27 protein-coding genes and 1 tRNA gene are annotated in these 24,167 nt (G+C 64.5%); 9 read left to right on the top strand and 19 right to left on the bottom strand.

Annotated elements, in window-relative coordinates; all coding sequences use genetic code 11:
• Positions 1 to 102 precede the first annotated feature (102 nt).
• The 7 genes from crcB to AC3WVS_RS19435 all read right to left on the bottom strand — a co-directional run bounded on the left by crcB (position 103) and on the right by AC3WVS_RS19435 (position 6,767).
• Positions 103 to 483: a fluoride efflux transporter CrcB gene (gene crcB, locus AC3WVS_RS19465; protein WP_492319950.1), complete on the bottom strand. Its 381-nt coding sequence runs from the start codon at positions 481 to 483 to the stop codon at positions 103 to 105.
• Positions 483 to 1,001, bottom strand: a complete 519-nt coding sequence (locus tag AC3WVS_RS19460) for a molybdenum cofactor biosynthesis protein MoaE (RefSeq protein WP_011615581.1) — start codon at positions 999 to 1,001, stop codon at positions 483 to 485. Before AC3WVS_RS19460 ends, crcB begins: the two co-directional genes overlap by 1 nt.
• A 1-nt stretch (position 1,002) precedes the next feature.
• Positions 1,003 to 1,260: a molybdopterin converting factor subunit 1 gene (gene moaD / locus AC3WVS_RS19455; protein WP_492319949.1), complete on the bottom strand. Its 258-nt coding sequence runs from the start codon at positions 1,258 to 1,260 to the stop codon at positions 1,003 to 1,005.
• 32 nt (positions 1,261 to 1,292) lie between these two features.
• Positions 1,293 to 2,531 (bottom strand): molybdopterin molybdotransferase MoeA, encoded by a 1,239-nt coding sequence (locus AC3WVS_RS19450; RefSeq protein ID WP_492319948.1) that lies wholly within the window; start codon positions 2,529 to 2,531, stop codon positions 1,293 to 1,295.
• A 173-nt stretch (positions 2,532 to 2,704) separates the two neighbouring features.
• Positions 2,705 to 4,150: a threonine synthase gene (gene thrC, locus AC3WVS_RS19445; protein WP_492319947.1), complete on the bottom strand. Its 1,446-nt coding sequence runs from the start codon at positions 4,148 to 4,150 to the stop codon at positions 2,705 to 2,707.
• Positions 4,151 to 4,171: 21 nt separating this feature from the next.
• The gene (locus tag AC3WVS_RS19440) at positions 4,172 to 5,482 is read right to left on the bottom strand and encodes a homoserine dehydrogenase (RefSeq protein ID WP_010810475.1); all 1,311 of its coding nucleotides are present in this window, start codon (positions 5,480 to 5,482) and stop codon (positions 4,172 to 4,174) included.
• Between the two features lie 49 nt (positions 5,483 to 5,531).
• Entirely contained in the window at positions 5,532 to 6,767 is a 1,236-nt protein-coding gene (locus AC3WVS_RS19435) for a pyridoxal phosphate-dependent aminotransferase (protein WP_492319946.1), read from the bottom strand.
• Positions 6,768 to 7,111: 344 nt separating this feature from the next.
• Between AC3WVS_RS19435 and AC3WVS_RS19430 the strand changes: the two genes are divergently transcribed.
• From AC3WVS_RS19430 to AC3WVS_RS19410, 5 genes are all read left to right on the top strand, one after another.
• Positions 7,112 to 7,495, top strand: a complete 384-nt coding sequence (locus tag AC3WVS_RS19430; protein WP_018309168.1) for an Mth938-like domain-containing protein — start codon at positions 7,112 to 7,114, stop codon at positions 7,493 to 7,495.
• 125 nt (positions 7,496 to 7,620) lie between these two features.
• Positions 7,621 to 8,085: a peroxiredoxin gene (locus tag AC3WVS_RS19425; protein ID WP_492319945.1), complete on the top strand. Its 465-nt coding sequence runs from the start codon at positions 7,621 to 7,623 to the stop codon at positions 8,083 to 8,085.
• Between the two features lie 404 nt (positions 8,086 to 8,489).
• Positions 8,490 to 10,193 carry a PhoH family protein gene (locus AC3WVS_RS19420; RefSeq protein ID WP_010810471.1) on the top strand — a complete coding sequence of 568 codons (1,704 nt, stop codon included), beginning with the start codon at positions 8,490 to 8,492 and terminating at the stop codon, positions 10,191 to 10,193.
• 139 nt (positions 10,194 to 10,332) lie between these two features.
• Positions 10,333 to 10,794, top strand: a complete 462-nt coding sequence (locus AC3WVS_RS19415; protein ID WP_492319944.1) for a hypothetical protein — start codon at positions 10,333 to 10,335, stop codon at positions 10,792 to 10,794.
• A gap of 47 nt (positions 10,795 to 10,841) precedes the next feature.
• Entirely contained in the window at positions 10,842 to 11,513 is a 672-nt protein-coding gene (locus tag AC3WVS_RS19410; RefSeq protein WP_492319943.1) for a C40 family peptidase, read from the top strand.
• A gap of 60 nt (positions 11,514 to 11,573) precedes the next feature.
• Here the strand turns inward: AC3WVS_RS19410 and AC3WVS_RS19405 are convergent, their stop codons facing one another.
• From AC3WVS_RS19405 to AC3WVS_RS19370, 8 genes are all read right to left on the bottom strand, one after another.
• Positions 11,574 to 12,581, bottom strand: a complete 1,008-nt coding sequence (locus AC3WVS_RS19405) for an inorganic phosphate transporter (protein WP_010809518.1) — start codon at positions 12,579 to 12,581, stop codon at positions 11,574 to 11,576.
• Between the two features lie 13 nt (positions 12,582 to 12,594).
• Complete coding sequence (locus AC3WVS_RS19400) at positions 12,595 to 13,221, bottom strand: DUF47 domain-containing protein (RefSeq protein ID WP_010809517.1); 627 nt, start codon at positions 13,219 to 13,221, stop codon at positions 12,595 to 12,597.
• Between the two features lie 190 nt (positions 13,222 to 13,411).
• Positions 13,412 to 14,803 (bottom strand): replicative DNA helicase, encoded by a 1,392-nt coding sequence (locus AC3WVS_RS19395; protein ID WP_010809516.1) that lies wholly within the window; start codon positions 14,801 to 14,803, stop codon positions 13,412 to 13,414.
• A gap of 160 nt (positions 14,804 to 14,963) precedes the next feature.
• Positions 14,964 to 15,416, bottom strand: a complete 453-nt coding sequence (rplI, locus tag AC3WVS_RS19390) for a 50S ribosomal protein L9 (protein ID WP_492319942.1) — start codon at positions 15,414 to 15,416, stop codon at positions 14,964 to 14,966.
• A gap of 32 nt (positions 15,417 to 15,448) precedes the next feature.
• Entirely contained in the window at positions 15,449 to 15,727 is a 279-nt protein-coding gene (rpsR, locus tag AC3WVS_RS19385) for a 30S ribosomal protein S18 (RefSeq protein WP_006163606.1), read from the bottom strand.
• A gap of 3 nt (positions 15,728 to 15,730) precedes the next feature.
• Entirely contained in the window at positions 15,731 to 16,030 is a 300-nt protein-coding gene (gene priB, locus AC3WVS_RS19380; RefSeq protein WP_492319941.1) for a primosomal replication protein N, read from the bottom strand.
• A 77-nt stretch (positions 16,031 to 16,107) separates the two neighbouring features.
• Positions 16,108 to 16,482 carry a 30S ribosomal protein S6 gene (gene rpsF / locus AC3WVS_RS19375; protein ID WP_010809513.1) on the bottom strand — a complete coding sequence of 125 codons (375 nt, stop codon included), beginning with the start codon at positions 16,480 to 16,482 and terminating at the stop codon, positions 16,108 to 16,110.
• Between the two features lie 118 nt (positions 16,483 to 16,600).
• Entirely contained in the window at positions 16,601 to 17,593 is a 993-nt protein-coding gene (locus AC3WVS_RS19370; RefSeq protein ID WP_492319940.1) for an asparaginase, read from the bottom strand.
• Between the two features lie 255 nt (positions 17,594 to 17,848).
• Between AC3WVS_RS19370 and lexA the strand changes: the two genes are divergently transcribed.
• Both lexA and AC3WVS_RS19360 read left to right on the top strand, forming a co-directional pair.
• Positions 17,849 to 18,502 carry a transcriptional repressor LexA gene (lexA, locus tag AC3WVS_RS19365; protein WP_013957143.1) on the top strand — a complete coding sequence of 218 codons (654 nt, stop codon included), beginning with the start codon at positions 17,849 to 17,851 and terminating at the stop codon, positions 18,500 to 18,502.
• Between the two features lie 110 nt (positions 18,503 to 18,612).
• Complete coding sequence (locus AC3WVS_RS19360; protein ID WP_010809510.1) at positions 18,613 to 18,783, top strand: hypothetical protein; 171 nt, start codon at positions 18,613 to 18,615, stop codon at positions 18,781 to 18,783.
• Between the two features lie 39 nt (positions 18,784 to 18,822).
• Here AC3WVS_RS19360 and AC3WVS_RS19355 read toward each other — a convergent pair whose 3' ends face one another.
• Positions 18,823 to 19,170 (bottom strand): hypothetical protein, encoded by a 348-nt coding sequence (locus AC3WVS_RS19355; RefSeq protein ID WP_492319939.1) that lies wholly within the window; start codon positions 19,168 to 19,170, stop codon positions 18,823 to 18,825.
• A gap of 613 nt (positions 19,171 to 19,783) precedes the next feature.
• On the opposite strand from AC3WVS_RS19355, the gene AC3WVS_RS19350 reads away from it, so the two are divergent.
• Positions 19,784 to 20,080 carry a hypothetical protein gene (locus AC3WVS_RS19350; RefSeq protein WP_492319938.1) on the top strand — a complete coding sequence of 99 codons (297 nt, stop codon included), beginning with the start codon at positions 19,784 to 19,786 and terminating at the stop codon, positions 20,078 to 20,080.
• Positions 20,081 to 20,357: 277 nt separating this feature from the next.
• Entirely contained in the window at positions 20,358 to 20,627 is a 270-nt protein-coding gene (locus AC3WVS_RS19345; protein WP_492319993.1) for a DUF2188 domain-containing protein, read from the top strand.
• Between the two features lie 408 nt (positions 20,628 to 21,035).
• On the opposite strand, the gene AC3WVS_RS19340 is transcribed toward AC3WVS_RS19345, so the two are convergent.
• The 3 genes from AC3WVS_RS19340 to dusA form a co-directional block, all read right to left on the bottom strand.
• Positions 21,036 to 21,111 (bottom strand) — tRNA-His (locus AC3WVS_RS19340).
• Positions 21,112 to 21,217: 106 nt separating this feature from the next.
• Positions 21,218 to 21,496 (bottom strand): hypothetical protein, encoded by a 279-nt coding sequence (locus AC3WVS_RS19335; protein WP_492319992.1) that lies wholly within the window; start codon positions 21,494 to 21,496, stop codon positions 21,218 to 21,220.
• Between the two features lie 1,011 nt (positions 21,497 to 22,507).
• Positions 22,508 to 23,545 (bottom strand): tRNA dihydrouridine(20/20a) synthase DusA, encoded by a 1,038-nt coding sequence (gene dusA, locus AC3WVS_RS19330; protein WP_492319937.1) that lies wholly within the window; start codon positions 23,543 to 23,545, stop codon positions 22,508 to 22,510.
• Positions 23,546 to 24,167: the final 622 nt, after the last annotated feature.

Here is a 24,167-nt window from a genome sequence, read left to right as displayed (position 1 = left end):
GGGGGGGGGTTGGGGGGGGGGGCCGGCCCCTCCCCCAGCCCGCACATGGAGCAGCCGCAGGCGTTCAATGCCGCGCTGCTGGGCCTGATCGCCCGGGCCGCGTCAGGCCAGCAGGCGGTAAGTCCAGAGGCCGAACGCGGTCAGCAGCAGTGAGCCGCCCAGGTGCAGCAGCAGGTGCAGCGCCGCCCAGCCGTAGTCGCCGGCAATCAGGTTCGCCACCACCTCGCTGGAAAAGGTCGAGAACGTGGTCAGCCCGCCAAGGAAGCCGGTGATGGCCAGCAGGCGCCATTCCGGCGGCAGGCCCGCGTGCGTATCGAAGAACCCGACCGCCAGGCCGACCAGGTAGCCGCCCAGCAGGTTGGCCGCCAGCGTGCCATAGGGTAGCGCGGGATTGATCGCGTTCCACAGCACCGCGAAGCCCCAGCGCAGCCACGCACCCGCCGCGGCGCCTAGGCCCACGGCGACAAAGCCGAGCGACCCCATCAGGGCTGGCTCCCGCCCTGCTTCTCCGGTGGTGCGCCAGCATCGTCGCCGCTGGCATTGAACGATGCGATCCCCCAGCGCTGGAGGGCGGCTTCGTCGGTCACGCGGGCGTCGACCCAGCGCGCCCCTTCCGGGGTGTCCTCCTTCTTCCAGAACGGCGCTTCGGACTTGAGGTAGTCCATGATGAACTCGCACGCGGCAAAGGCATTGCCGCGATGCGCCGACGCCACCGCGACCATCACGATCTGGTCCAGCGGCTGCATCGGGCCGACGCGGTGGATGATGGTCACGCCCAGCAGCGCCCAGCGCGCGCACGCAGCCGCCTCGATCTGCGCCAGCGCCTTCTCGGTCATGCCCGGATAGTGCTCCAGCTCCATCGCGCTGACCGCGCTGCCGTCGCTGACATCGCGCACCGTGCCGATAAAGCTGGCCACCGCGCCGACCGCCGGATTGCCGGCACGCAGCGCCGCGACTTCCGCACCGAGATCGAAATCCTCACGCTGCACCCTGACGCTCATCTCAGCCTCCGGTCACTGGTGGGAAAAAGGCGACTTCGCAGCCGTTGGCAATCGCCGTATCGGGGCGCGCCACCGCATGGTCGACGGCCATGCGCAGCGCGCGGCCTTCGGCTAGAGTTTCGGCCCAGGGGCCGCCGCGCTGAATCAGCCAGTGGCGTAATTCGCCCACGGTGCGCACCTCGGCCGGCACCTCGGCGCGCTCTTCGGCCACTCCCAGTTGCTCGCGCACGCTGGCAAAGAATCTGAGTTCGATGATCATCACTGCTTCTGCGTCCTGGTAATACGGGCCGGCTACGCGAGCAGGCCGTCAAACGGAATGAACTGCACGGTATCGCCGCGCGCGATCGGCTGGTTGGGCGGATTGTCGATCAGGCCATCGCCCCATACGGTGGAGGTCAGCACGCCCGAGCTCTGGTTGGGGAACAGGTCCAGCCCCCCCTCGGCATTGATGCGAGCGCGCAGGAACTCATTGCGGCGGTCGCCCTTCTTCAGCTCGAAATCCGCGCGCAGCGGCAGGCGCCGCGGGGTCACGCCGGCCACGCCCTGCAGGCGCAGGATGAACGGGCGCACGAACAGCAGGAAGGTCACGAAGCTGGACACCGGGTTGCCCGGCAAACCCAGGAAGAACGCCGGCTCAGCATCGTTGTTGACCTGCCCGAACGCCAGCGGCTTGCCCGGCTTGATCGCGATCTGCCACATGTCGAGCCGTCCTTCGGCCTCGACCGCGGGCTTGATATGGTCTTCCTCGCCGACCGAAACACCGCCCGAGGTGATGATCAGGTCGTGCCCCTGCGCCGCACGGCGCAGCGTCTCGCGCGTGGTGGCCAGTGTGTCGGGAACGATGCCGAAGTCGCTGACCTCGCAGCCCAGGTTTTCCAGCAGGCCGCGCAGCGTGAAGCGGTTGGAGTTGTAGATGGCGCCCGGCTTGAGCGGCTCGCCCGGCATCGCCAGCTCGTCGCCGGTGAAGAACACGGCCACGCGCACGCGCCGCACCACGTCCAGCTTCGCCTGGCCGACCGATGCGGCCAGCCCCAGCGCCTGCGGCGTCAGCCGCGTGCCGGCCGGCAGGATCACGCTGCCGGCTTCGATATCCTCGCCCGCGCGCCGCACCCATTCACCGGATTGCGGCACGTGGTTGACGATCACGTCCTCGCCCTCGGCGGTGCATTGCTCCTGCATCACCACGGCGTCGGCGCCCGGCGGGATCAGCCCGCCGGTGAAGATGCGCGCGGCGGTGCCGGGTTCCAGCGCGGTGCCGACATGGCCGGCGGGAATCCGTTGCGACACGCGCAGCCGCGTGCCGGCAGCGGGCACATCGCCCGCGCGCATGGCGTAGCCGTCCATCGAGGTATTGTCTGCCGGCGGCACGCGCAGCGTGCTGGTCACGGGCGCGGCCAGCACGCGGCCGTTGGCGTGGAGCGTGTCGATGGATTCAAGCTGCGCCAGCGGACGGGCGGCGCCGAGCAGCGCGTCGAGCGCCTGGGCCATGGTCAGCATCGGGGGGCGGGAAGGTGCTGCGGCTTGGGTCATGGTGCGATGTGGGAAAGTGTTGGCCCACGAAAAACGGCCCGCGCATTGCCGGCACCCACTTGGTTGGGGCAGGCAATCCGGGGGCCGGAGATCGGGCCCGCAGCCTGATTGTAGCGAGTTGGCGCGGGCCCGGCATGCGGCAGCGCCGCAGCGGGCTGCACGCGCCCGCGCGCTTACAGGCCGGTGTGGCCGGCGATGTAGGCCTTGACCTGCGCGGCGTCGGCCGGCATCACTTCAAAGCGCTGCGGCAGGCTCTCGATGCCCTCGAACCTGGCCGGGCGCTCCGGCTCGTGGCCAAGCGCTTCGCGGATGGTGTCGGCGAACTTGGCCGGCAGCGCGGTTTCCAGCACCACCATCGGCACGCCGGCGCTGAGATGCTCGCGCGCCACCTTGACGCCATCGGCGGTATGGGTATCGATGGTGATACCGTAGCGCGACGACAGGTCGCGGATGGTGGCCACGCGGTCGTCATGCGTGCTGCGGCCCGAGACAAAGCCGAACTCGCGGATGCGGTCGAATTCCGGCGTGCCCGACAGGTCGAAGCCGCCCTTCTCTTCCACGTCGCGGAACAGCGCCACCAGCTTGCCGGCGTCCTGGCCGAGCAGGTCGAACACGAAGCGCTCGAAGTTCGAGGCCTTGGAAATATCCATGCTCGGGCTCGAGGTGTGGTACGTCTCGGCCGACTTGCGCACGCGGTAGGCACCGGTGCGGAAGAACTCGTCGAGCACGTCGTTCTCGTTGGTGGCCACTACCAGCTTGTCGATCGGCAGGCCCATCATGCGCGCGATATGGCCGGCGCAGACGTTGCCGAAGTTGCCCGACGGCACGCAGAACGAGACCTTCTGGCCGGGGCCGCTGGTCGCCAGCAGCCAGCCCTTGAAGTAGTACACCACCTGGGCCACGACGCGCGCCCAGTTGATCGAGTTGACGGTGCCGATCTTCTGGCGCGCCTTGTAGTCGAGGTCGTTGGAGACCGCCTTGACGATGTCCTGGCAGTCGTCGAACACGCCTTCGACGGCGAGGTTGAAGATGTTGGCGTCCTGCAGGCTGAACATCTGCGCGGTCTGGAACGCGCTCATCTTGCGGTGCGGGCTCAGCATGAACACGCGGATGCCGCGCTTGCCGCGCATGGCGTATTCTGCCGCGCTGCCGGTATCGCCGGAAGTCGCACCCAGGATGTTCAGCTCCTGCCCGGCGCGGCCCAGCGCGTACTCGAACAGATTGCCGAGCAGCTGCATCGCCATGTCCTTGAAGGCCAGCGTCGGGCCGTTGGACAGGCCCAGCAGTTGCAGCCTGGTGCCGCCCTCTTCACCGAGCGTGCGCAGCGGCGTGATGTCGGCGGTGTTGTCGCCTTCGCGCGCATTGCAGTACACCTCGGGCGTATAGGTCTTGCGCGTCAGCGCGCGCAGGTCCTCGGCAGGAATATCGTCGCAGAACTTGCGCAGGATCTCGTAGGCCAGGTCGGCATACGACAGCTTGCGCCACGCTTCGAGCTCATCGGCGGTGACTTGCGGGTACTGGGTAGGCAGGTACAGCCCGCCGTCCGGCGCCAGGCCGCCCAGCAGGATCTCGGAAAACGATTGCGGCATCTCATGGCCGCGGGTCGACTGGTATTTCATGTGAATCAGCAGGTCCGGCCCTTAGTTCAGTTCTTCCATGCGCAGGCGCGTCACGGCGGACAGCACGGTGGGCAGCGCCTCGATCTTGGCGATCGCCGCGTTGACGTGCTTCTCGCGCGTGATGTGCGTGAGGATGATGATGTCGGTCTGCGGCTCGCCTTCGCGCGATTCCTTCTGCAGCATGGCGTCGATCGAGATGCCGCCCTCGGCCAGGATGCGGGTGATCTCGGCCAGCACGCCGGTCTCGTCGGCCACGCGCATGCGCAGGTAGTACGAGCTGTTGATCTCTTCGATCGGCAGCACCGGCACGCTCGACAGCTCATCCGGCTGGAACGCCAGGTGCGGCACGCGATGGTTCGGGTCGGCGGTGTGCAGGCGGGTCACGTCGACCAGGTCGGCAATCACGGCCGAGGCGGTCGGCTCGGCGCCGGCGCCCTTGCCGTAGTAGAGCGTCGCGCCCACGGCGTCGCCCTGCACCAGCACCGCGTTCATCGCGCCTTCGACGTTGGCGATCAGGCGCGAGGCCGGCACCAGCGTCGGATGCACGCGCAGCTCGACACCGTCGTCGCGGCGGCGGGTGATGCCCAGCAGCTTGATGCGGTAGCCCAGTTCCTCGGCGTACTTGATGTCGATGGCTGACAGCTTGGTGATGCCTTCCACGTGGGCCTTGTCGAACTGCACCGGCATGCCGAAGGCGATCGCGCTCATCAGCGTGACCTTGTGCGCGGCATCGACGCCTTCGATGTCGAAGGTCGGGTCGGCTTCGGCGTAGCCGAGCTGCTGCGCTTCCTTCAGCACCACGTCGAAATCGAGGCCCTTGTCGCGCATCTCGGACAGGATGAAGTTGGTGGTGCCGTTGATGATGCCGGCGATCCACTGGATGCGGTTGGCGGTCAGGCCTTCGCGCAGCGCCTTGATGATGGGGATGCCGCCGGCGACGGCAGCCTCGAACGCCACGATCACGCCCTTGCGGCGCGCGGCTTCGAAGATCTCGTTGCCGTGCACGGCCAGCAGCGCCTTGTTGGCGGTGACCACGTGCTTGCCGTTCTCGATCGCCTTGAGCACCAGCTCGCGCGCGATGCCGTAGCCGCCGATCAGTTCGATGACGATGTCGATGTCGGGGCGGTTGACCACCTCGTTGGCATCGCTGACGATCTCCACTTCCCCGTTGGTCAGTTCGCGCGCGCGTTCGGTGTTGAGATCGGCCACGATGGCAATCTCGATGCCGCGGCCGGCGCGGCGGCGAATTTCTTCCTGATTGCGCTTGAGCACGTTGAACGTGCCGCTACCGACGGTACCGATGCCGAGCAGGCCAACTTTGATGGGGTTCATGGACAATCTTCTGAGTTGCTAAGGATGAATTGCGGCGCGGCCCGCGAAATCAGGCCGCTACCTTGCCGTGGCGTTTTCGGTACGCCTCGAGGAAGCGCGCGATGCGGCCGATGGCCTCGCGCAGGTCTTCCTCGTGCGGCAGGAACACGATGCGGAAATGATCGGGCTTGGCCCAGTTGAAGCCCGAGCCCTGCACCAGCAGCACCTTGGACTCCTGCAGCAGTTCGTAGATGAACTCCTGGTCGTCCTGCACCGGGTACATCGACAGGTCGAGCTTGGGAAACAGGTAAAGCGCCGCCTTGGGCTTGACGCAGGTAACACCGGGGATCGCGGTGATCAGCTCGTAGGCCAGGTCGCGCTGGCGGCGCAGGCGCCCGCCTTCGTTGACCAGGTCGTTGATGCTCTGGTAGCCGCCCAGCGCGGTCTGGATCGCCCACTGGCCCGGAACGTTGGCGCACAGGCGCATCGACGACAGCATGTTCAGGCCTTCGATATAGTCGATGGCCGGGCGCTTGTCGCCCGACACCACCATCCAGCCGGCGCGGTAGCCGCACGAGCGGTAGTTCTTCGACAGGCCGTTGAAGGTCACGGTCAGCACATCGGTCGAGAGCGAGGCGATCGAGGTGTGGGTGTGGCCGTCGTACAGGACCTTGTCGTAGATCTCGTCGGCATAGATGATCAGGCCGTGCTCGCGCGCGATGGCGACGATCTCGAGCAGCAGCTCGTCCGAATACAGCGCCCCGGTGGGGTTGTTCGGGTTGATGATGACGATGGCCTTGGTATGCGGCGTGATGCGGGCGCGGATATCGGCCGGATCGGGCATCCAGTCATTGGACTCGTCGCAGATATAGTGCACCGGCGTGCCGCCCGAAAGGCTCACCGCGGCGGTCCACAGCGGGTAGTCCGGCGCCGGCACCAGCACTTCGTCGCCGGCATTGAGCAGCGCGTTGACGGCCATCACGATCAGTTCGGAGGCACCGTTGCCGACATAAATATCGTCCAGGCCAACGCCTTCGATATTTTTTTGCTGGGTATAGTGCATGATCGCCTTGCGTGCGGCGAAAATACCCTTGGAATCAGAATAACCTGCCGAATTCGGCAGGTTTCGCATCATGTCCTGCTGAATCTCTTCCGGCGCGTCAAAGCCGAACACGGCCAGGTTGCCGATATTCAGCTTGATGATCTTGTGCCCTTCTTCCTCCATCTGCTTGGCCTTTTCCAGCACCGGTCCGCGGATGTCGTAGCAAACGTTATTGAGTTTGTTGGATTTCTGGATGGGTTTCACGGCGATGTCGGGCAAGCGTAGCGTGCCGCGTCGGCGGCACCGGACAGGGAATCTGGGCGAATCTGAATTAATGCCGAAGCCCCGTGCGGAAGCCCCGCGCCGGGGCGACGTCCGCTGCAATGCAACGCGAACGTGGCAGACAGGGAGGCAAAAGCTATAATTTATCGGATTATGACAGACTTCGGCAGGGATTCTTGCATTGCAGCGTGCGCTTGCCGCGCACACGCCAGGCGCCTGCGCACTGTCGTCCATCCTGTCGTCCACACCGTACCCGCCCGGGGTGCCGGCCATCCGCCCCACGGGCCGGCCCGCCAGCCCGCGGCGGCCGCCGCAGAGGCCTCCAAGTGAAACTCCACGCCGACCAGCCCCAGTCGCTCAATACCGTCACGGCCTACGGGCCGGGCTACATCGAGATCAACCTCGTCCGTCACACCAACTCGGTCCTGGTCATGCCCGAGGGCGAAGTCCGGCCCTGGCCGGTCAGCCGCTTCGAAGACCTGGAACCCGCGCATTTCGAGCAGCTGGTGGAACTCGGCCCCGAAGTGGTGCTGCTCGGCACCGGCTCGCGGCTGCGCTTCCCGCACCCGCGCCTGACCGCGTCGCTGTCACGCCGCCATGTCGGGGTGGACGCCATGGACCTGCAGGCCGCCTGCCGCACCTACAACATCCTGATGGCGGAAGGTCGCAAGGTGGCGGCGGTGCTGCTGCTCGAACCCGAAGCCGCCTGATCTTTGCAAAAGTTGAGCCGGCGCCACGCTTGAAGTCCGGCAGGGCGCCCCAATCTGCCCCGCCAAGGTGGCAGCCCCCTCACCCGATTCTCCGATCCCCTGCCCCTCCCCCAGGAGCCACAAGCATGACCGTCAGTCTGAACAAGGCCGTACCCGACTTCAGCGCGCCGATGACCGGCGACGCCACCTTCCGCCTTGCCGACAACCGCGGCAAGACGGTGGTGCTGTACTTCTACCCGAAGGACAACACGCCGGGTTGCACCACGGAGGCCATGAACTTCCGCGACCAGTATGAGGATTTCCAGAAGGCCGGCGTACAGGTGTTCGGCATCTCGCGCGACAGCATCCGCTCGCACGAGAACTTCAAGGCCAAGCTTGAGCTGCCCTTCGAGCTGATCTCCGACGCCGACGAAGCCATGTGCACGCTATTCGATGTCATCAAGATGAAAAAACTCTATGGCAAGGAGCACCGGGGCATCGAGCGCAGCACCTTCATCATCGACGGCAAGGGCATCCTGCGCCACGAGATGCGCGGCATCAAGGTGCCGAGCCATGTTGACGAGGTCCTGGAAATCGTGCGCGGGATCTGAGGTATCACGTCGGTATCGGCCTTGCCTCTGCACGGACGCCAAGCCGGACGTGCTGTGTCGCAACAAGCCGTTGGCAAACCCAATTGCCAAACCCAAAACCTTCGGATACATTGGCCCGTAATGAGTTCAGATTCCGGATGCCACGCTGTTTCGACTCCCCGGCCCAGGCGGTTCGCGCCACAGGCCGGTAGCGGATCTGCCGTGTCGGCAGTCCGCAAAAGAGCCGCCAATCCTGTTATGCAGGCATGGCGGCTTTTTTGTTTGCAGCCGCGTCTGTGCTCATGCCTGTCCGCGCCGGGAGCCTCGCGCATGCATGCCCCGGCCATCGGCCGCCACGACGTATCGCGCCGTCGCGGCACGGACACCCTCGCCCCCTTCTTGTCCCCCTGAAAGGAAAGCCAAGCATGCCGCTGCCTACCATGCCCGCCAAGCCTGCCCAATTGCTGGATCCGAGCGAGTTTGCTCCGGTCTCCGCGGTGCCCAAGGCCAAAGCCGCCACACAGGGCAAGAAACCTGTGCCGGCGCTCGAGCGCGTGGCATTGCTGGAAACCGGCGACACCGAGGTGCCTGAGGTCCAGGCCCGCGCCGCCGGTGGCACCCGTGCCCGCAGCACCGAGACCCCGGCCGTATCGACGCCTGCCGTCAATGCCGCACCGGTCAGCCTGGTCAAGCCGTCCACCGGCCCCACGCGCCGCGCCCGCAAGTCCGAAGGCCCGAGCAAGCTGTTCGTGCTCGACACCAACGTGCTGATGCACGACCCGGCCTCGCTGTTCCGCTTCGAGGAACACGACATCTATCTGCCGATGATGACGCTCGAAGAACTGGACAACCACAAGAAGGGCATGAGCGAAGTCGCGCGCAACGCGCGCATGGTCAGCCGCACGCTCGATTCGCTGGTGGGCGGCACCGACGGCGTGCTCGACGAAGGCCTGCCGCTGGCCAAGCTGGGCAACCGCGATGCGCAGGGCAAGCTGTTCTTCCAGACGCGCCTGAACGACATCAAGTTGCCTGAAGGCCTGCCGCAGGGCAAGGCCGACAACCAGATCCTGGGCGTGGTCAGCGCGCTGCAGCAGCAGTACCCCGAACGCCAGGTCGTGCTGGTGTCGAAAGACATCAACATGCGCATCAAGGCGCGCGCACTGGGCCTGCCGGCCGAAGACTACTTCAACGACCAGGTCCTGGAAGACAAGGACCTGCTCTATGCCGGCGTGCTGCAGCTGCCCGGCGACTTCTGGACCAGGCACGGCAAGGGCGTGGAAAGCTGGCAGGACCCGAAGTCAGGCGCCATGTTCTACCGGCTCACCGGGCCGCTGGTGCCGTCGTTCCTGGTCAACCAGTTCGTCTACCTGGAACCGGTCGACGGCAGCCTGCCGCTGTACGCGCAGGTCAAGGAGATCAACGGCAAGACCGCGCTGCTGCAGACGCTCAAGGACTACACGCACCACAAGAACAATGTGTGGAGCGTTACCGCCCGCAACCGCGAGCAGAACTTCGCGCTCAACCTGCTGATGAACCCGGACATCGACTTCGTCACGCTGCTCGGCCAGGCCGGCACCGGCAAGACCCTGCTGGCGCTGGCAGCCGGGCTGGAACAGGTGCTGGACCAGAAGCAGTACAACGAGATCATCGTCACGCGCGCGACGGTGCCGGTGGGCGAAGACATCGGCTTCCTGCCCGGCACCGAGGAAGAGAAGATGCAGCCCTGGATGGGCGCGTTCGACGACAACCTCGAGGTGCTGCAAAAGAGCGACGACAGCGCCGGCGACTGGGGACGCGCCGCCACGCAGGAGCTGATCCGGTCGCGCATCAAGGTCAAGAGCATGAACTTCATGCGCGGGCGCACCTTCGTCAACAAGTTCGTCATCATCGACGAGGCACAGAACCTGACGCCCAAGCAGATGAAGACGCTGGTGACGCGCGCGGGCCCCGGCACCAAGATCATCTGCCTGGGCAATATCGCGCAGATCGACACGCCGTACCTGACCGAGGGTTCGTCGGGCCTGACCTACGTGGTCGACCGCTTCAAGGGCTGGAGCCACAGCGGCCATATCACGCTGGCGCGCGGCGAACGCTCGCGCCTGGCCGACCACGCCGGCGACGTGCTCTGACACCGGCAACCTGAGGGCGCGCCCAGCCGGTGGCGGGGCGCGCCCGCAGTGCCTGAGCGCCGTCGTCAACGGCAAGCACTTTGGGGCTATGATGGCCCCATGTTTGCCGTTGCCCCCCGCATCCCCACTGGAGGCGTCGATGAATACCCAGCATCTGCCCGGCAGGCATGCGCCTGCCGTTGCCCGCAGCCAGCACAGGCAGCGCCTTGCGCTGGCCATGCTGGCAGCCGCCGGCATCGCGCTGGCCGCCAGCTGGCGCCCGGCCCATGCCGCCGCCGAAGAAATGGTGATCCGCACCATGGGCCCGGTCAGCTACGTCTGCGGCGGTGTCGCCGAGGACGAGCGCCAGGCGCTGGCCGCGAAGGAAAAGGACTTCAACATGGGCATCCTGTTCACACAGGGTGCGAACGGTGAATTCCTGTCGGACGTGGCGGTCAGGCTGGTGCGCGACGAGCAGGAAGTCGCCAGCTTCCGCGCCGCCGGCCCGCGCTGCCTGATACGTGCGCCCGAAGGCAGCTACAATATCGAGGCCAGTTACAAGGGCCAGGCCAAGTCCATCAAGGTCAGCACCGGTACGCGCAACGCCCAGCTACGCTGGTAGCGGCAAGGCTTCCGGTGCGCCGGCAGGCCGGCGACCGGAAACCCAGGATGCCATTGCGCCGTACCCGAATTCCTACCCATCCATTGCGTGCGCAGGGCCTGCTTGTCCAGGTCCGGCTGCCGCTGCTCTGCGCCGCCGCCCTGCTGCTGGCGGCCTGCGCCAGTTCCCCGCCTTCGCGCCACGCCGGCCTGCCGCGCACGCCGGGCAAGCCCATGATCGACCCCAGCGCCGGACTGGAAGAGATTTCGATCCAGGCGATGTCCCTGGTCGGCACACCCTATCGCTACGGCGGCAATACGCCGGACTCCGGCTTCGACTGCAGCGGGCTGGTGCGCTACGTGGTGTCGCGCGCGGCCAATGTGAACCTGCCCCGCACCACCGAGGCGATGGGCACCCGCGGCAGCTCGCTGGACCGCAGCGAGGTGGCATCCGGCGACCTGGTGTTCTTCAACACCACCGGCCGCGCCAATTCGCACGTGGGCATCTACGTCGGACAGAACCGCTTTGTCCATGCACCGTCGTCCGGCGGCACGGTCCGTCTCGAAGACATGGGCAAGCCTTACTGGGCCGCGCGCTACAACGGCGCGCGCCGCGTGGTCGCGGCGGTCAACCAGCCGCCGGCGCCGGTGGCACCCCCGGCCGCGCCACCGCTGCCTGAGCCCGCGCCGGCCCCGCTTCCGGTCGACGACGATCCCATCGCTGCCTTCGCCAACCAGTGAAGCGCCCAAACAAAAAGCCAGGCATCAGCCTGGCTTTTTGTTGGTACGGCCGCCCCTGCCTTACAGGATATGCCGCCCGATCCACCATGCGATCGCCGCCATGAAGGCCGACGCCGGGATCGTCAGCACCCAGGCCCAGACGATATTGCCGGCCACGCCCCAGCGCACCGCCGACATCTTCTGCGCCGAGCCGACGCCGACGATGGCGCCGGTGATGGTATGCGTGGTCGATACCGGCACGCCCAGCGCCGAGGCAAAGAACAGCGTAATCGCCCCGCCCGTCTCGGCGCAGAAGCCGCCGACCGGCTTGAGCTTGGTGATCTTCTGGCCCATGGTGCGCACGATCCGCCAGCCGCCGAACAGCGTGCCCATGCCGATGGCCACGTAGCAGCTGACGATCACCCAGGTCGGCGGCTGGCCGCCGGCCACCACATGGCCGCTGGCGATCAGCAGCATCCAGATGATGCCGATGGTCTTCTGCGCGTCATTGCCGCCGTGGCCCAGGCTGTACAGCGAGGCCGAGACCAGCTGCAGCCGGCGGAACCAGCGGTCCACCCGCGACGGCGGCGTGCGGAAGAAGGTCCAGCCAACCATCACCATCATCAGCGAACCGAGCAGGAAGCCCAGCAACGGCGAGACCAGGATGAACGCCACCGTCTTCAGCAGGCCGCTGCCCACCAGCGCGCCGGTGCCGGCCTTGGCCACCGCCGCGCCCACCAGCCCGCCGATCAGCGCATGCGACGACGACGACGGGATGCCGTAGTACCAGGTGATGACGTTCCAGGCGATCGCCCCGACCAGGGCCCCGAATATCACGTAGTGGTCGACGATATTGACGTCGATGGTGCCGGTCCCCACCGTGGCCGCCACCTTCAGGTGAAAGACAAAGATTGCGACGACGTTGCACATCGCCGCCATTGCCACCGCATGATGCGGCTTGAGCACGCCGGTGGACACCACCGTGGCGATCGAGTTGGCCGCGTCGTGGAAGCCGTTCATGAAGTCGAACAGCAGCGCGAGCGCCACCAGCAAGGCGATCACCCACAGGCTCATTTGTATGGTCTGCATGCCGATTGCCGCCTCAGGCGTTTTCCAGGACGATGCCTTCGATGATGTTGGCGACGTCCTCGCACTTGTCGGTGATCGTCTCGAGCTGTTCGTAGATGGCCTTCAGCTTGATCAGGCGCTTGACGTCGGTCTCGTCGCGGAACAGCTTGGACATCGCCGAGCGCATCACGCGGTCGGCTTCAGATTCAAGCTGGTCAATCTGCTGGGCGGTCTTCAGGATGGTGCTGGCATTGCCCATGTCCTCGAGCAGGCCCACCGCGATCTTGACCTGGTCGCAGCACTGCACGCAGATGGCCGCCAGGCGCAGCGCCTCGTCGGTCAGGTTGGTCACGTCGTACAGCGAGATGGTCTCGGCCACGTCTTCCATCAGGTCCAGGATGTCGTCCATGGTCGTGATGAGCTTGTGGATCTCGTCGCGGTCCAGCGGCGTGATGAAGGTCTTGTGCAGCAGGTCGATGGTGTCGTGCGTGATCCGGTCGGCCTTCTTTTCGGTGGCCTGGACGCGGCGGGCATGGGCCTCGGCGTTGGGCAAGTCGTTGACCAGTGCCTGGAGCTCATGGGCGGCGGTCACCGCGCAGTCGGCATGCTGGTTGAAATATTCGAAGAACTTGCCCTCCGTGGGCATGAATCGGCCGAACATGGAATGTTCCTTGTGGCAGCGTGGTGACGCTGCTGATTGTGTTGCAGGATTGGGCGGACGCGTTGCATGACAGTCGCGGGTGGCGACTGTCATCAAAGCGCAATATTTTACAGGGTTACTGGGACATTGCCCGCGAATTTGGCGCAAACAAGCGGCGCCGCACGGACGATTGCAGGCTGGCTTGACTTCGTCAGGTATCGTTGTCGAAGAAAGCCGGGCCGCCGCTGAAGTTGTCGAACTTGGTGAACTGGCCCAGGAAGGTCAGGCGCACCGTGCCGATCGGGCCGTTACGCTGCTTGCCGATAATGATCTCGGCCGTGCCCTTGTCCTGGGAGTCCGCGTTATAGACTTCGTCGCGGTAGATGAACAGGATCACGTCGGCATCCTGTTCGATAGCGCCGGATTCGCGCAGGTCGGACATCACCGGACGCTTGTTGGGACGCTGTTCCAGGCTTCGGTTCAGCTGCGACAGTGCAATCACCGGACAGTTGAGTTCCTTGGCCAGACCCTTGAGCGAACGGGAGATTTCGGAAATTTCCGTGGCGCGGTTCTCGCCGCCGCCCGAACCTGACATCAGCTGGAGGTAATCGATGATGATCAGGCCAAGCTGCCCGCACTGGCGCGCCAGGCGCCGCGAACGGGCACGCAGCTCCATCGGGTTCAGCGCCGGAGTTTCGTCGATGAACAGCTGGGTGTCGTTCATGCGCTGGATCGCATGCGTCAGCCGCGGCCAGTCTTCATCCAGCAGGCGGCCAGTGCGCAGCCGGTGCTGGTCAAGGCGGCCTACCGAGCCGAGCATACGCATGGCCAGCTGGGTGCCCGCCATTTCCATCGAGAACACGGCCACCGGCAGGCCCTGCTCCACTGCCACATGCTCGCCGATGTTCAGCGAGAACGCGGTCTTGCCCATCGACGGGCGGCCGGCCACGATGATCAGGTCGCCCGGCTGCATGCCGCTGGTCATCTTGTCCAGGTCGATGAAGCCGGTCGGCACGCCGGTGACGTCGGTGGTGGAATCGCGGTGGTACAGCTCGTCGATGCGCTCGACCACCTGGGTCAGCAGCGGCTGGATTTCCTGGAAACCCTTCTGGCCGCGCGAGCCTTCTTCGGCAATCGCAAAGACCTTGGACTCAGCCTCATCCAGCAGCTCGCGCACCTCGCGGCCCTTGGGCGCGAACGCGGCCGAGGCGATATCGTCGGCCGCCGTCACCAGCTTGCGCAGCACCGAGCGCTCACGCACGATCTCCGCGTAGCGGCGGATATTCGCCGCGCTGGGCGTGTTCTGCGCCAGCGAATTCAGGTAGGCCAGCCCGCCCACTTCCTCGGCCTTGCCGGCGACCTGCAGCATTTCATAGACCGTGATCACGTCGGCCGGCTTGGTGGCCGAGATCAACCGGGCGATGCTCTGAAAGATCATCCGGTGGTCAAAACGGTAGAAATCCGCCTCGGAAATGAAGTCCGCAATGCGGTCCCAGGCGGCGTTGTCCAGCAGCAGGCCACCCAGCACCGATTGCTCGGCTTCGATGGAATGCGGCGGGACCTTGAGGTTCTCGAGTTGGGGGTCGGCGACAGGCGCGTTCATGGGGAGGGATTATAACGGCGGGAGGACGCACTTCGCCGGACATTTGGCGACCGGGCAGGCAAAGACAAGCGGGCAACAAAAAAAGGCAGGAGCCGGGGCTCCTGCCTTTTTTGCTTGCGGTGCTTCAGCCGGCGCAGCGCGCCGGCAAGGCGGCACGTCCTTAGACGCTCTCACCCACGACCGACACGGTCACGTCAACCACGACGTCCGTGTGCAGCGCAACGCTGACCGGGTGGTCGCCCACCATCTTCAGCGGACCATTCGGCATGCGAACCTGGGCCTTTTCCAGCTTGAAGCCTTGGCCAGCCAGGGCTTCAGCGATGTCGGCGTTGGTCACGGAACCGAACAGGCGGCCGTCCACACCCGACTTCTGGCTGATCTGGACGCTCAGACCGTTCAGCTTCTCGCCTTCGGCTTGCGCGGCGGCCAGCTTCTCGGCAGCGGCCTTTTCCAGCTCGGCGCGCTTGACTTCGAATTCGGCGATCGCGGTTTGCGTAGCACGGCGGGCCTTCTTGCCCGGGATCAGGAAGTTACGGGCGTAACCGTCCTTCACCTTGACGATGTCACCCAGGTTGCCCAGGTTGATGACTTTTTCCAGCAGAATAATTTGCATCGTATTCTCTCCTTAACGGACCTAGGGCCTGATCAGTTCTTGTGCAGGTCGGTGTACGGCATCAGCGCGAGGAAACGCGCACGCTTGATGGCCGTATCCAGCTGACGCTGATAGTGAGCCTTGGTACCGGTCAGGCGGGCCGGCGTGATCTTGCCGTTGTCGCCGATGAAGTCCTTCAGGGTGTCCAGATCCTTGTAGTCGATCTGTTCCACGCCAGCCACGGTGAAGCGGCAGAAGCGCTTGCGCTTGAACAGCGGGTTCTGTTGCTGGAAGCGCTTCTTGTTCTTGTTGTCACGTTTGACGAATGCCATGATTCAATCCTTTTCGAATGCTTTACATCCAGTGATGTGAAAGACGAGAGCCTTGCTGTTGCGGTGCTTGCGGGCCAGGAATCCTTCGCAGTCGAGCAGCGTGCCGAGCGGTAACCGCTCCAGACGCTGGCCAACCTGTCCGACCCCCATCGCTGCGATTGCAAACTCGACCTGCCGCGGCGTTTGCGCCTCGACGGCCTCGCCGCTGTACTGCAGGATGCAGTTCACGACGGGGACCCCGGCCGGGGTATAGCGCAGGGCATCGCGTTCTGCCAGGGTGGCGGCAAGCCGAAGCTGGTTCAACGCGGGACCTCTTGCTGGTTGCAATCCATGCTGCCGTGGCCGACGCTGTCAGCCATGGCGCGCACCGCAGTCCGCACTCAGGCGGCCTGGCCTTCGGTGGTCGTTTGCGCGGCCTTGCGGGCTTCTTCGCGCTGCACTTCCTTCATCATCGGCGAAGGTGCAGTCTCGGCCTTCTTGGTCTGCACGATCAGGTGGCGCAGGACGGCGTCGTTGAACTTGAACGCGTGTTCCAGTTCAGCCAGCGTTTCCTTGCCGCATTCGATGTTCAGGCAAACGTAGTGAGCCTTGGCCAGCTTCTGGATCATGTAAGCCATCTGGCGACGGCCCCAGTCTTCCACGCGGTGAACGTTGCCGTTCTGCGAGGTCACGAGCTGCTTGTAGCGCTCGATCATGGCCGGCACTTGTTCGCTCTGGTCCGGGTGGACGATGAAGACGATTTCGTAATGACGCATTGACGCTCCTTTTGGATTAGCCACCCGGGCGTCACGAGTCCGGTGTGGCAAGGTTGAATAGCCTTAGATTATAGCCCGCATGGCGGCAAGTGCGCAAGCCGCTGATTACACAGGCAAATCAGGCGTTGGCAAACACGGCCTGCAGCCTTGCCGGATCCCGCGCCAGGCCTGAGTCGGCTGCCAGCGCCAGGGCCAGCAGCACGCGCGTCTTATAGGGATTGAGGTCCGTTGCGGAAACAAAAGCTCCATCCGTCGGGCTGAGCTGGGGCGGAATCGCCACATGGCCGGCCCCGGTGCGGGAACTGCGCACCACGGCCACGCCCGCGGCAGCGGCATCGGCCAGCGCCTCGGCCAGCACCTCATGCACCGAGCCATTGCCGGCGGCAGCCACCACCAGCCCGGCAACACCCGCGCGGACCAGCGCATCCACTGCCACCCTGCCCGGCTGCGCGTAGCTCGCCACGATCTCCACCATCGGCCACGCCGCCGGCATCGGCCCGATCACCCAGGCCACGCGTGGCGCGCGGGCGAAGCGCACGTAGTCGTCCTGCACGAAACCCAGCGGCCCGCAGGCCGAAACAAAGGCGTCCACCGCCGACGTGTGGGCCTTGGCCACATCCCGCGCAGCGTGGATCTGCTGGTTCAGCACCACCAGTACACCCTTGCCGCGCGCATCGGGATGAGCGGCCACGCGCACCGCATCCAGCAGGTTCAGCGGCCCATCGGCCGACAGCGACGTCGACGGCCGCATTGCCGCCGTCATCACCACGGGCACCGGACACGATTGCGTCAGGTGCAGCGCCATCGCAGTTTCTTCCAGCGTATCGGTGCCGTGGGTGATCACGATGCCAGCCACGTCGGGCTGCGCGGACCAGTGCTCAACCCGCGCCGCCAGCGTTTGCCAGAGCGTGAAGGTCATGTCCTTGCTGTCGACCTGGGCCACCTGCTCGGCCTCGATGCGAGCCGCCGACTGCAGCGCGGGCACCGCTGCCAGCAACGACGACACCGGCACGGTCGCCGCCTGGTAGCGTGCGCTGCTGGCAGAGTTTCCGGCCGCGCCAGCAATGGTGCCGCCGGTGGCCAGTACGACGATGCGAGGCAATTGGGTCATGGAGCGTGCAAAGAAAGTGGAAAGGCAGGAATGCCGATTGTAACGGGCGCGCCCCGCCTCGCCGCGGCTCTCGCCGGTGATCCGCATTCCGTCCATGAGACACGCCCCAAAAATTCTGCTTGCGCTCAGGCCGATACTGTATAAAATCACAGCATACTGTTTAAACATACAGTGCCCGGCCAGACGGATGCAGGATAAAGGATCGACCGATCCTCTTACCCGAAACCCCGCGGCCCCGCACGGAACGGCGATCCCATGGCGACCCTGACACCCCGGCAGCAGCAGATTTTCGATCTGATCCGCAACACGATCCGCCGCACCGGCTTTCCGCCCACGCGCGCCGAAATCGCCGCAGAGTTTGGCTTCTCCTCGCCCAATGCCGCGGAAGAACACCTGAGGGCGCTGGCACGCAAGGGCGTGATCGAACTGACCCCGGGCGCTTCACGCGGCATCCGCCTGAAGGTGGCACGCAGCGATTCGGAAATGCCCGACCAGTTTTCGTTGCCGATGGCCGGCGTGATGCAGCTGACGCTGCCGCTGGTGGGCCGCGTTGCCGCCGGCAGCCCGATACTCGCCGCCGAGCATATCGACCGCCAGTACCAGGTCGACGCCTCGGTCTTCGACGAACGCCCCGATTACCTGCTGCGAGTGCGCGGCCTGAGCATGCGCGATGCCGGCATCCTCGACGGCGACCTGCTGGCCGTGCGCCGCGCCAGCGAAGCCGCCAACGGCAAGATCGTGGTGGCGCGCCTGGGTGATGACGTGACCGTCAAGCGCCTGCAGCGTCGCGGTGGCCATATCGAACTGATCGCAGAAAACCCGGACTTCACCAACATCATCGTGGAGCCTGGCGAGGAGTTCTCGCTGGAAGGCATCGCCGTCGGGCTGATCCGATCCTCCGGCTTCTAGCCGGGCACCGCAGGCCAACCGCCTGCGCGGGCCCACCCGCTTCCATTGCTTTGCAGACGCCGCCCGGCTTGCCGGGTGTTGACCCCGCTTTGCCTAAAAGAGGTGCCACCATGCCGCAAATCCACCAAGTCGCCGCCCGTCGCCCGGTCAAGCCTGTGCCGTTCCGCCAGAGCAAGGGCGTACGCGTCTACCAGGGTACGCAGCGCCGCACCATGGTCGGCAGCATGGCGGCGATCTGCCGCATGCTTGAACTCGAAACCGCCGAAAAGCTGGCCGCCTGAAATCTGCCGACTGTCTCCGAGCAGCTGCGGGCGCCGCCCTCAGCTACGCGGCGCACACGCCTTGGCTTCGGCTTCCAGCTCCGTCGGCGTCAGCTGCGGGAACCAAGTATCGCTCTTGCGCAGCTCCAGCGCCGTACCATCCTGCTTCGCCGTCAGCGAAATCAGATAGGCGTATTGGTATTCACCGCCAGACGTGGTCTGGCCGATGCGGATCTCGGTCTGGCTCTTCGCCGGATAGTTGACGACCGCGGCGTCATCGCCCAGATTGTTGCGCAGGCATTTCGCAACCTCACCCATCTTGGCGGGCGTGAACAAGCGCATCGGCGCACGCGCGCGAATGTCCTTTTCAGAAGTGCCGGTGGCACATCCTGCCACCATGGCTGCCATCGCTACGCCAACCGCTGCCGCTCGAACAGACATACCACCCCCGGGAAATGCAGAACGGCGCCCTCGCGAGGCGCCGTTCTGGGAAATGCTTTGGGGTGGCTGATGGGACTCGAACCCACGACAACAGGAATCTCAATCTTAGCCACCAAGCTAATAACGACGCGGGGTTCCGGGTAGTTCGTGGGAATACTGGAAGCCCGCATACGGCTCTAGGTCGGGGATTATATATCGAGTATTCCCACGGGCACACGGCTAATTTGTGTCGCATACCCCACCCGACAGAAATTACCTCTGGCTGCTTTCGCAGCGACCATACGAGTAGCTATACTGTATATCCATACAGTACTCATATATGCCCCGCCATGTCGCCCGAACCTGCAAACTGCCCCATCTGCGGCACTGCCGCCGAGCGCACTCGCGCCCCATCTCATGGCTACCTCTACCGTTGCCCAAGCTGCGGCACCTTCCGCATCACCAGCAGCGCCCTGGTGCGCAAGAAAGACATTCCGAGTTCCGCCCGGGAAAATGTCCGGCTGTTGCGGGCTTACGGCCACCAGCCTCAGATCGAGGTTTCTCGGGACGGCGTGCGCATCGTCCCCGGTCGGAGCTGAGCATGGGCAACAGCAAAAAACGCGCGGCAGGCTGCCATCTTCCGACCGCAACCGCCGAGCCGTTCCCGGCTCCCGGCGCAAACGGCATTCTCAGTCGAGTTCAGGGGCACTACATTGCCGCTGGCCTGCAGACGTTGCCTCGCGCCACGCACGACGGGCCAAGCCATCATGCGGTCCTGGTCGAGGCCGGGCACCTCGGCACCGTGCGACTTTTCATCGAGAAGAAGCTGGCCCGCCACAACCGACACAGCCACTACTACTGGTCGGCCTATCGGGCTGAGCCGGCTGAACGGCAATAGCGCAGCCAGGCAACTACACCCCCGGGAAGCTGGCTGCCGGTAGCGGCACTATATGCAGCATGCCAAAGATGTAGTTGGGCGCGGCCGATCAGGCTTGCTCGTTCATCCGACCGGACTCAGGATGCCTGACGGCCAACCGCTTTCACGCTCGGCGCCCCCTGGCGCCAATCTCAGGGCGTGACTCGAAGCCCACCTCAGTGCGGGCTCCTCTTGTCAGACGGCGCCTGATACCGGACGGCGAGTGGCATGCAGAAACTGGATCCAGCGACTTCAGGAGATGGTCATGCCAGGAAGAAACATACATGTCGTACGAGTCGAAGGTCTTCAATGGATAGTTGAAATTGAGGATGGGTCCACCGACCGTCAATTCTTCCCCTCCCGGGAGGCGGCCATTGATGCAGGTACAGCAATGGCTCGGCAGGAGAAGGCCGATTTGATCATCCATGGCCGTGACGGACTGATTCGCAGGCGAAAGTGCTTTGGCGACGCCGCATGCGGGAGGCGTGCCGTTGCCGGCCGGCTACCGCTTGCACCGACGCTGAGCTGAGTGGCAAGACCTGCCCGCGGAAACGGAGTCTCGCAGTCACTGAAATCAATCTCGTCTCGCCCCCCTGCGCCATGGATCATTAGAGCGGCATCGCGGTCCATTGCCAAATGAACGAGACGGATAGATTGCACGTGCGCGACTTGGATCATCGGTTTCTACGGCCCACTGCGATCCATCAGTCACTGGCACTTGGACAGTAGTGCTCGCCAAATCGTCAAGGTGAAGCGGCCGTAGCCAGCATGTGATTTACGCCAAGTGCATGCGAAATCTCTCGTTGCAATGCGACCCGCGCGACATTAAGGGGTGACGCTGTGGCCAGCCGGCAGCCGCCGGCTGCCTATGCGGCCGAGCGCGGTGACCGGAAAGCAAAACAGCGCCTGTATAAGGCGCTGTTTTGCAAGGATACTTTGGGGTGGCTGATGGGACTCGAACCCACGACGACAGGAATCACAATCCTGGACTCTACCAACTGAGCTACAGCCACCGTAGAGGTCATCAGCGCGTTACGTTGCTGATCGACGAAAACCAAGATTATACAAACAGTTTCCCGGGATGGCTAGTATCCCGCACAATTTTTTTGAGAGAAAAGCTCAGGTTCTGGACGGGCTCCACTTTGCCTCAAGCAGCACTGCCTGCTTGATGGCTTCGACGGCCTCCGCTTCGGTATCGAACTGCCCCAACAGGCGGCGCGACTTGCCGTTCAGCACGGCTTCCTGCAACGCCTTGCCAGCGGCTTCCGAAGTGCCGGGATGCCAGCAGTAGCGTGCCGTCCATTTGCCGTCCTGCAGTTGCTCGGCAACCCAGATCACCCTGAAGTCTTCATAGACAACGCCGAACGGCGCTTCGTTTTCCACGTTTTCTTTTTCCATGCTGCTCCCCCTGCCGGCATCGGTCCGCATGCCATGCCTTGTCTCGCCTGGGGCAATGCGAGGGATCGTATCACGGCCGCCGACCAGGGCGCCCGCCCGGCTGGCACCTTCGCGCCTGCCGCTGATTCGCTCGCGGAAATATGCTGTGCACAGCCCCTACCTCTGCAGGGTTCATGCCGCAAATGCGCGAAGCGATACTTGTGCCTGAGGGACATTGACCCCCCTCGACCTTCCCGTCAGGCGGCCCGCCCCATCGGGCCGCCTGCCTCTTTTTGGCCACCCTGCCTTCTCATTGTCGTGGCGCCAGCACCTGGCGAAGGAACCTCACGAGCATCTGAGAGCCCAATCGACGTCATCGACAAAATCGACACGTCTACGAACGGCAGGAAACGGGAATGCAAATCAAGTGTAGATGGCCTGCGCGGATTCTTGCGCTGACGGCATTGGCGGCCTTGCTCGGCGGATGCGCTGGCGGCGGGGTCGACGGCAGGGAATCGAGCATCACGACCTACGGCACGCTGGACGTAGGCATCAGTCATACGCGCTAGCCTGCTGGCGTGACCAATGGAACTCTTTACGAGGGCAACCGTCTAATCCCCTCGTCAGCGCATGCAAAGCGAGCGCGCAAAAAAAAGAGTCCGCAGCGCGGACTCTTAAATTTAGCGATCTCAAATGCCCTGAAGGCGGTTGCACTGTAACTGCCATCCCGGGAATGCACCATTCGGGTAAACGAAGAGCAACAAGCCTGGCGTAGCAACAAGAGAACGCCGACAAAAAAAAGCCCGCCGAAGCGGGCTAATAATCAGTTGAAGAAAGCCCTGTATTCGAGGGCAGGCACAGTGTATGAAAGTGCCCTGCCTCAGCGAATTAGGGGAATCCCTTTCCTGGCGCCGGTTTCCGGGCGATCAGGCATTGCAAGTGCGGCGCGCGGTACCCCCGTGCAGCCATGCACATTTTCACGATTCGGAGTTAGAGCGCGCCCTCGGCAGAGCGCGCGCAGCCCACGCTCGCTTACGCGGCCAGAGGCTCTTGTGCCTGCGGCTGCAAGTGCGCGCGCGCCTCTTCGAACAGTGCATCCACATCGGCTCGCGTGCGTGTCGCATTCATGCGCTTGGCATCCGACAGCACGCGGCGCCAGCCACGCCCGCCCGCGATGCCACGATGCAGGCCAAGCATGTGGCGCGTGACCGCGCCCATATAGCCACCCCGCTCCACCAGGTCGCCGATATAGCGCTGCATCGCCAGCTCGACATCGAGCCGCGACGGCGCCGGCGCACTCGCATCGCCATAGAAGCGCGCATCCATTTCGGCCAATACATAGGGCTGATGGTATGCCTCGCGACCGATCATCACGCCATCGACGTGCTCGAGGTGGGCCGCCATCTCGTCATAGCTGACGATGCCACCGTTGATCAGGATCTCCAGCTCAGGAAACTCCTGCTTCAGCTGGTACGCCACCTCATAGCGCAGCGGCGGAATCTCACGGTTTTCTTTCGGGCTCAGGCCCTTCAGGATCGCATTGCGCGCGTGGACGATAAACGTGCCGCAACCCGCCTCGGCCACCCGGCCGACGAAATCACGAACAAAATCGTAGTGCTCAATCTTGTCGATGCCGATGCGATGCTTGACGGTGACCGGGATATCCACCGCATCGCGCATCGCCTTGACGCAGTCGGCCACCAGTTGCGGCTCGGCCATCAGGCACGCGCCGAAGGCCCCGCGCTGCACGCGCTCGGACGGGCAGCCGCAGTTCAGGTTGACTTCCGCATAGCCCCATTGCTGGCCCAGCTTGGCCGCCATCGCAAGATCTGCCGGCTCGCTCCCGCCCAACTGCAGCGCGACCGGGTGTTCGGCCGCATCGAAATCCAGATGGCGCGGGACGTCGCCATGCAGCAGCGCGCCGGTGGTCACCATCTCGGTGTACAGCCAGGTGTGGCGGCTGAGCTGGCGGTGGAACATGCGGCAATGGCGGTCGGTCCAGTCCATCATCGGGGCCACGGACACCCGGCGCGGGCTTGCAGCAGCGATCTTCCCTTGATAATCAGTCATTTCACAACGATCCGCCTGGACCGATATTCCTACTATAGAAAAACTCAAAAACTGCCTCGTCAGCCTGCCGGGAAACGGCAAGTTCGCTGATGAGCGGAAGCGCTTGAGTTTACCATCGAGGGCAGATCGGGATCGATCGAAGCAACGCAGGTGCACTCGCGATGCTGAAACGCCCCCTTGGCATCATTCCGCGTGTACGGCTTAACTGGGGCTAGGTCAGCACGGCCATCCAATGTCACAAGAAATAGAAGACGTGCAGCACAGATAACATGCACATTCGGACTACGCTGATTGATTCCCGAAGCCCTCTGCGTGCAAATGGGAACGTGCGCGCCCGCCCCTGACAGGGGCCCCACACCACCGCGCGGCAGGATGATTTTCAACGCTGGGAAGTTACAAGCATCTTCAACAGAGCTGCCTGCATTCTCAGGCTCATCAACATCAAGGCCGGGCGATGGCCGGCTGTACGACAGCCTGGGGAACCCGGCGCATTGGGTTGCAGCCACGCCCGGGGACAAACGTGTTTGGCCGAGGCAATTTCACGATCCATGGCGGAAGCTACCCTGGCTCTGCAGGTTGCATCGACCTCACCAGTTCAATGAATTCCTTTGCCAAGGAGTTT

The sequence above is a fragment of the Cupriavidus sp. CPT47-8839-RL05A genome (assembly GCF_058792255.1).
Note: the sequence above shows the minus strand (reverse complement) of the source record. Positions and strands in the feature narration are given on the sequence as shown.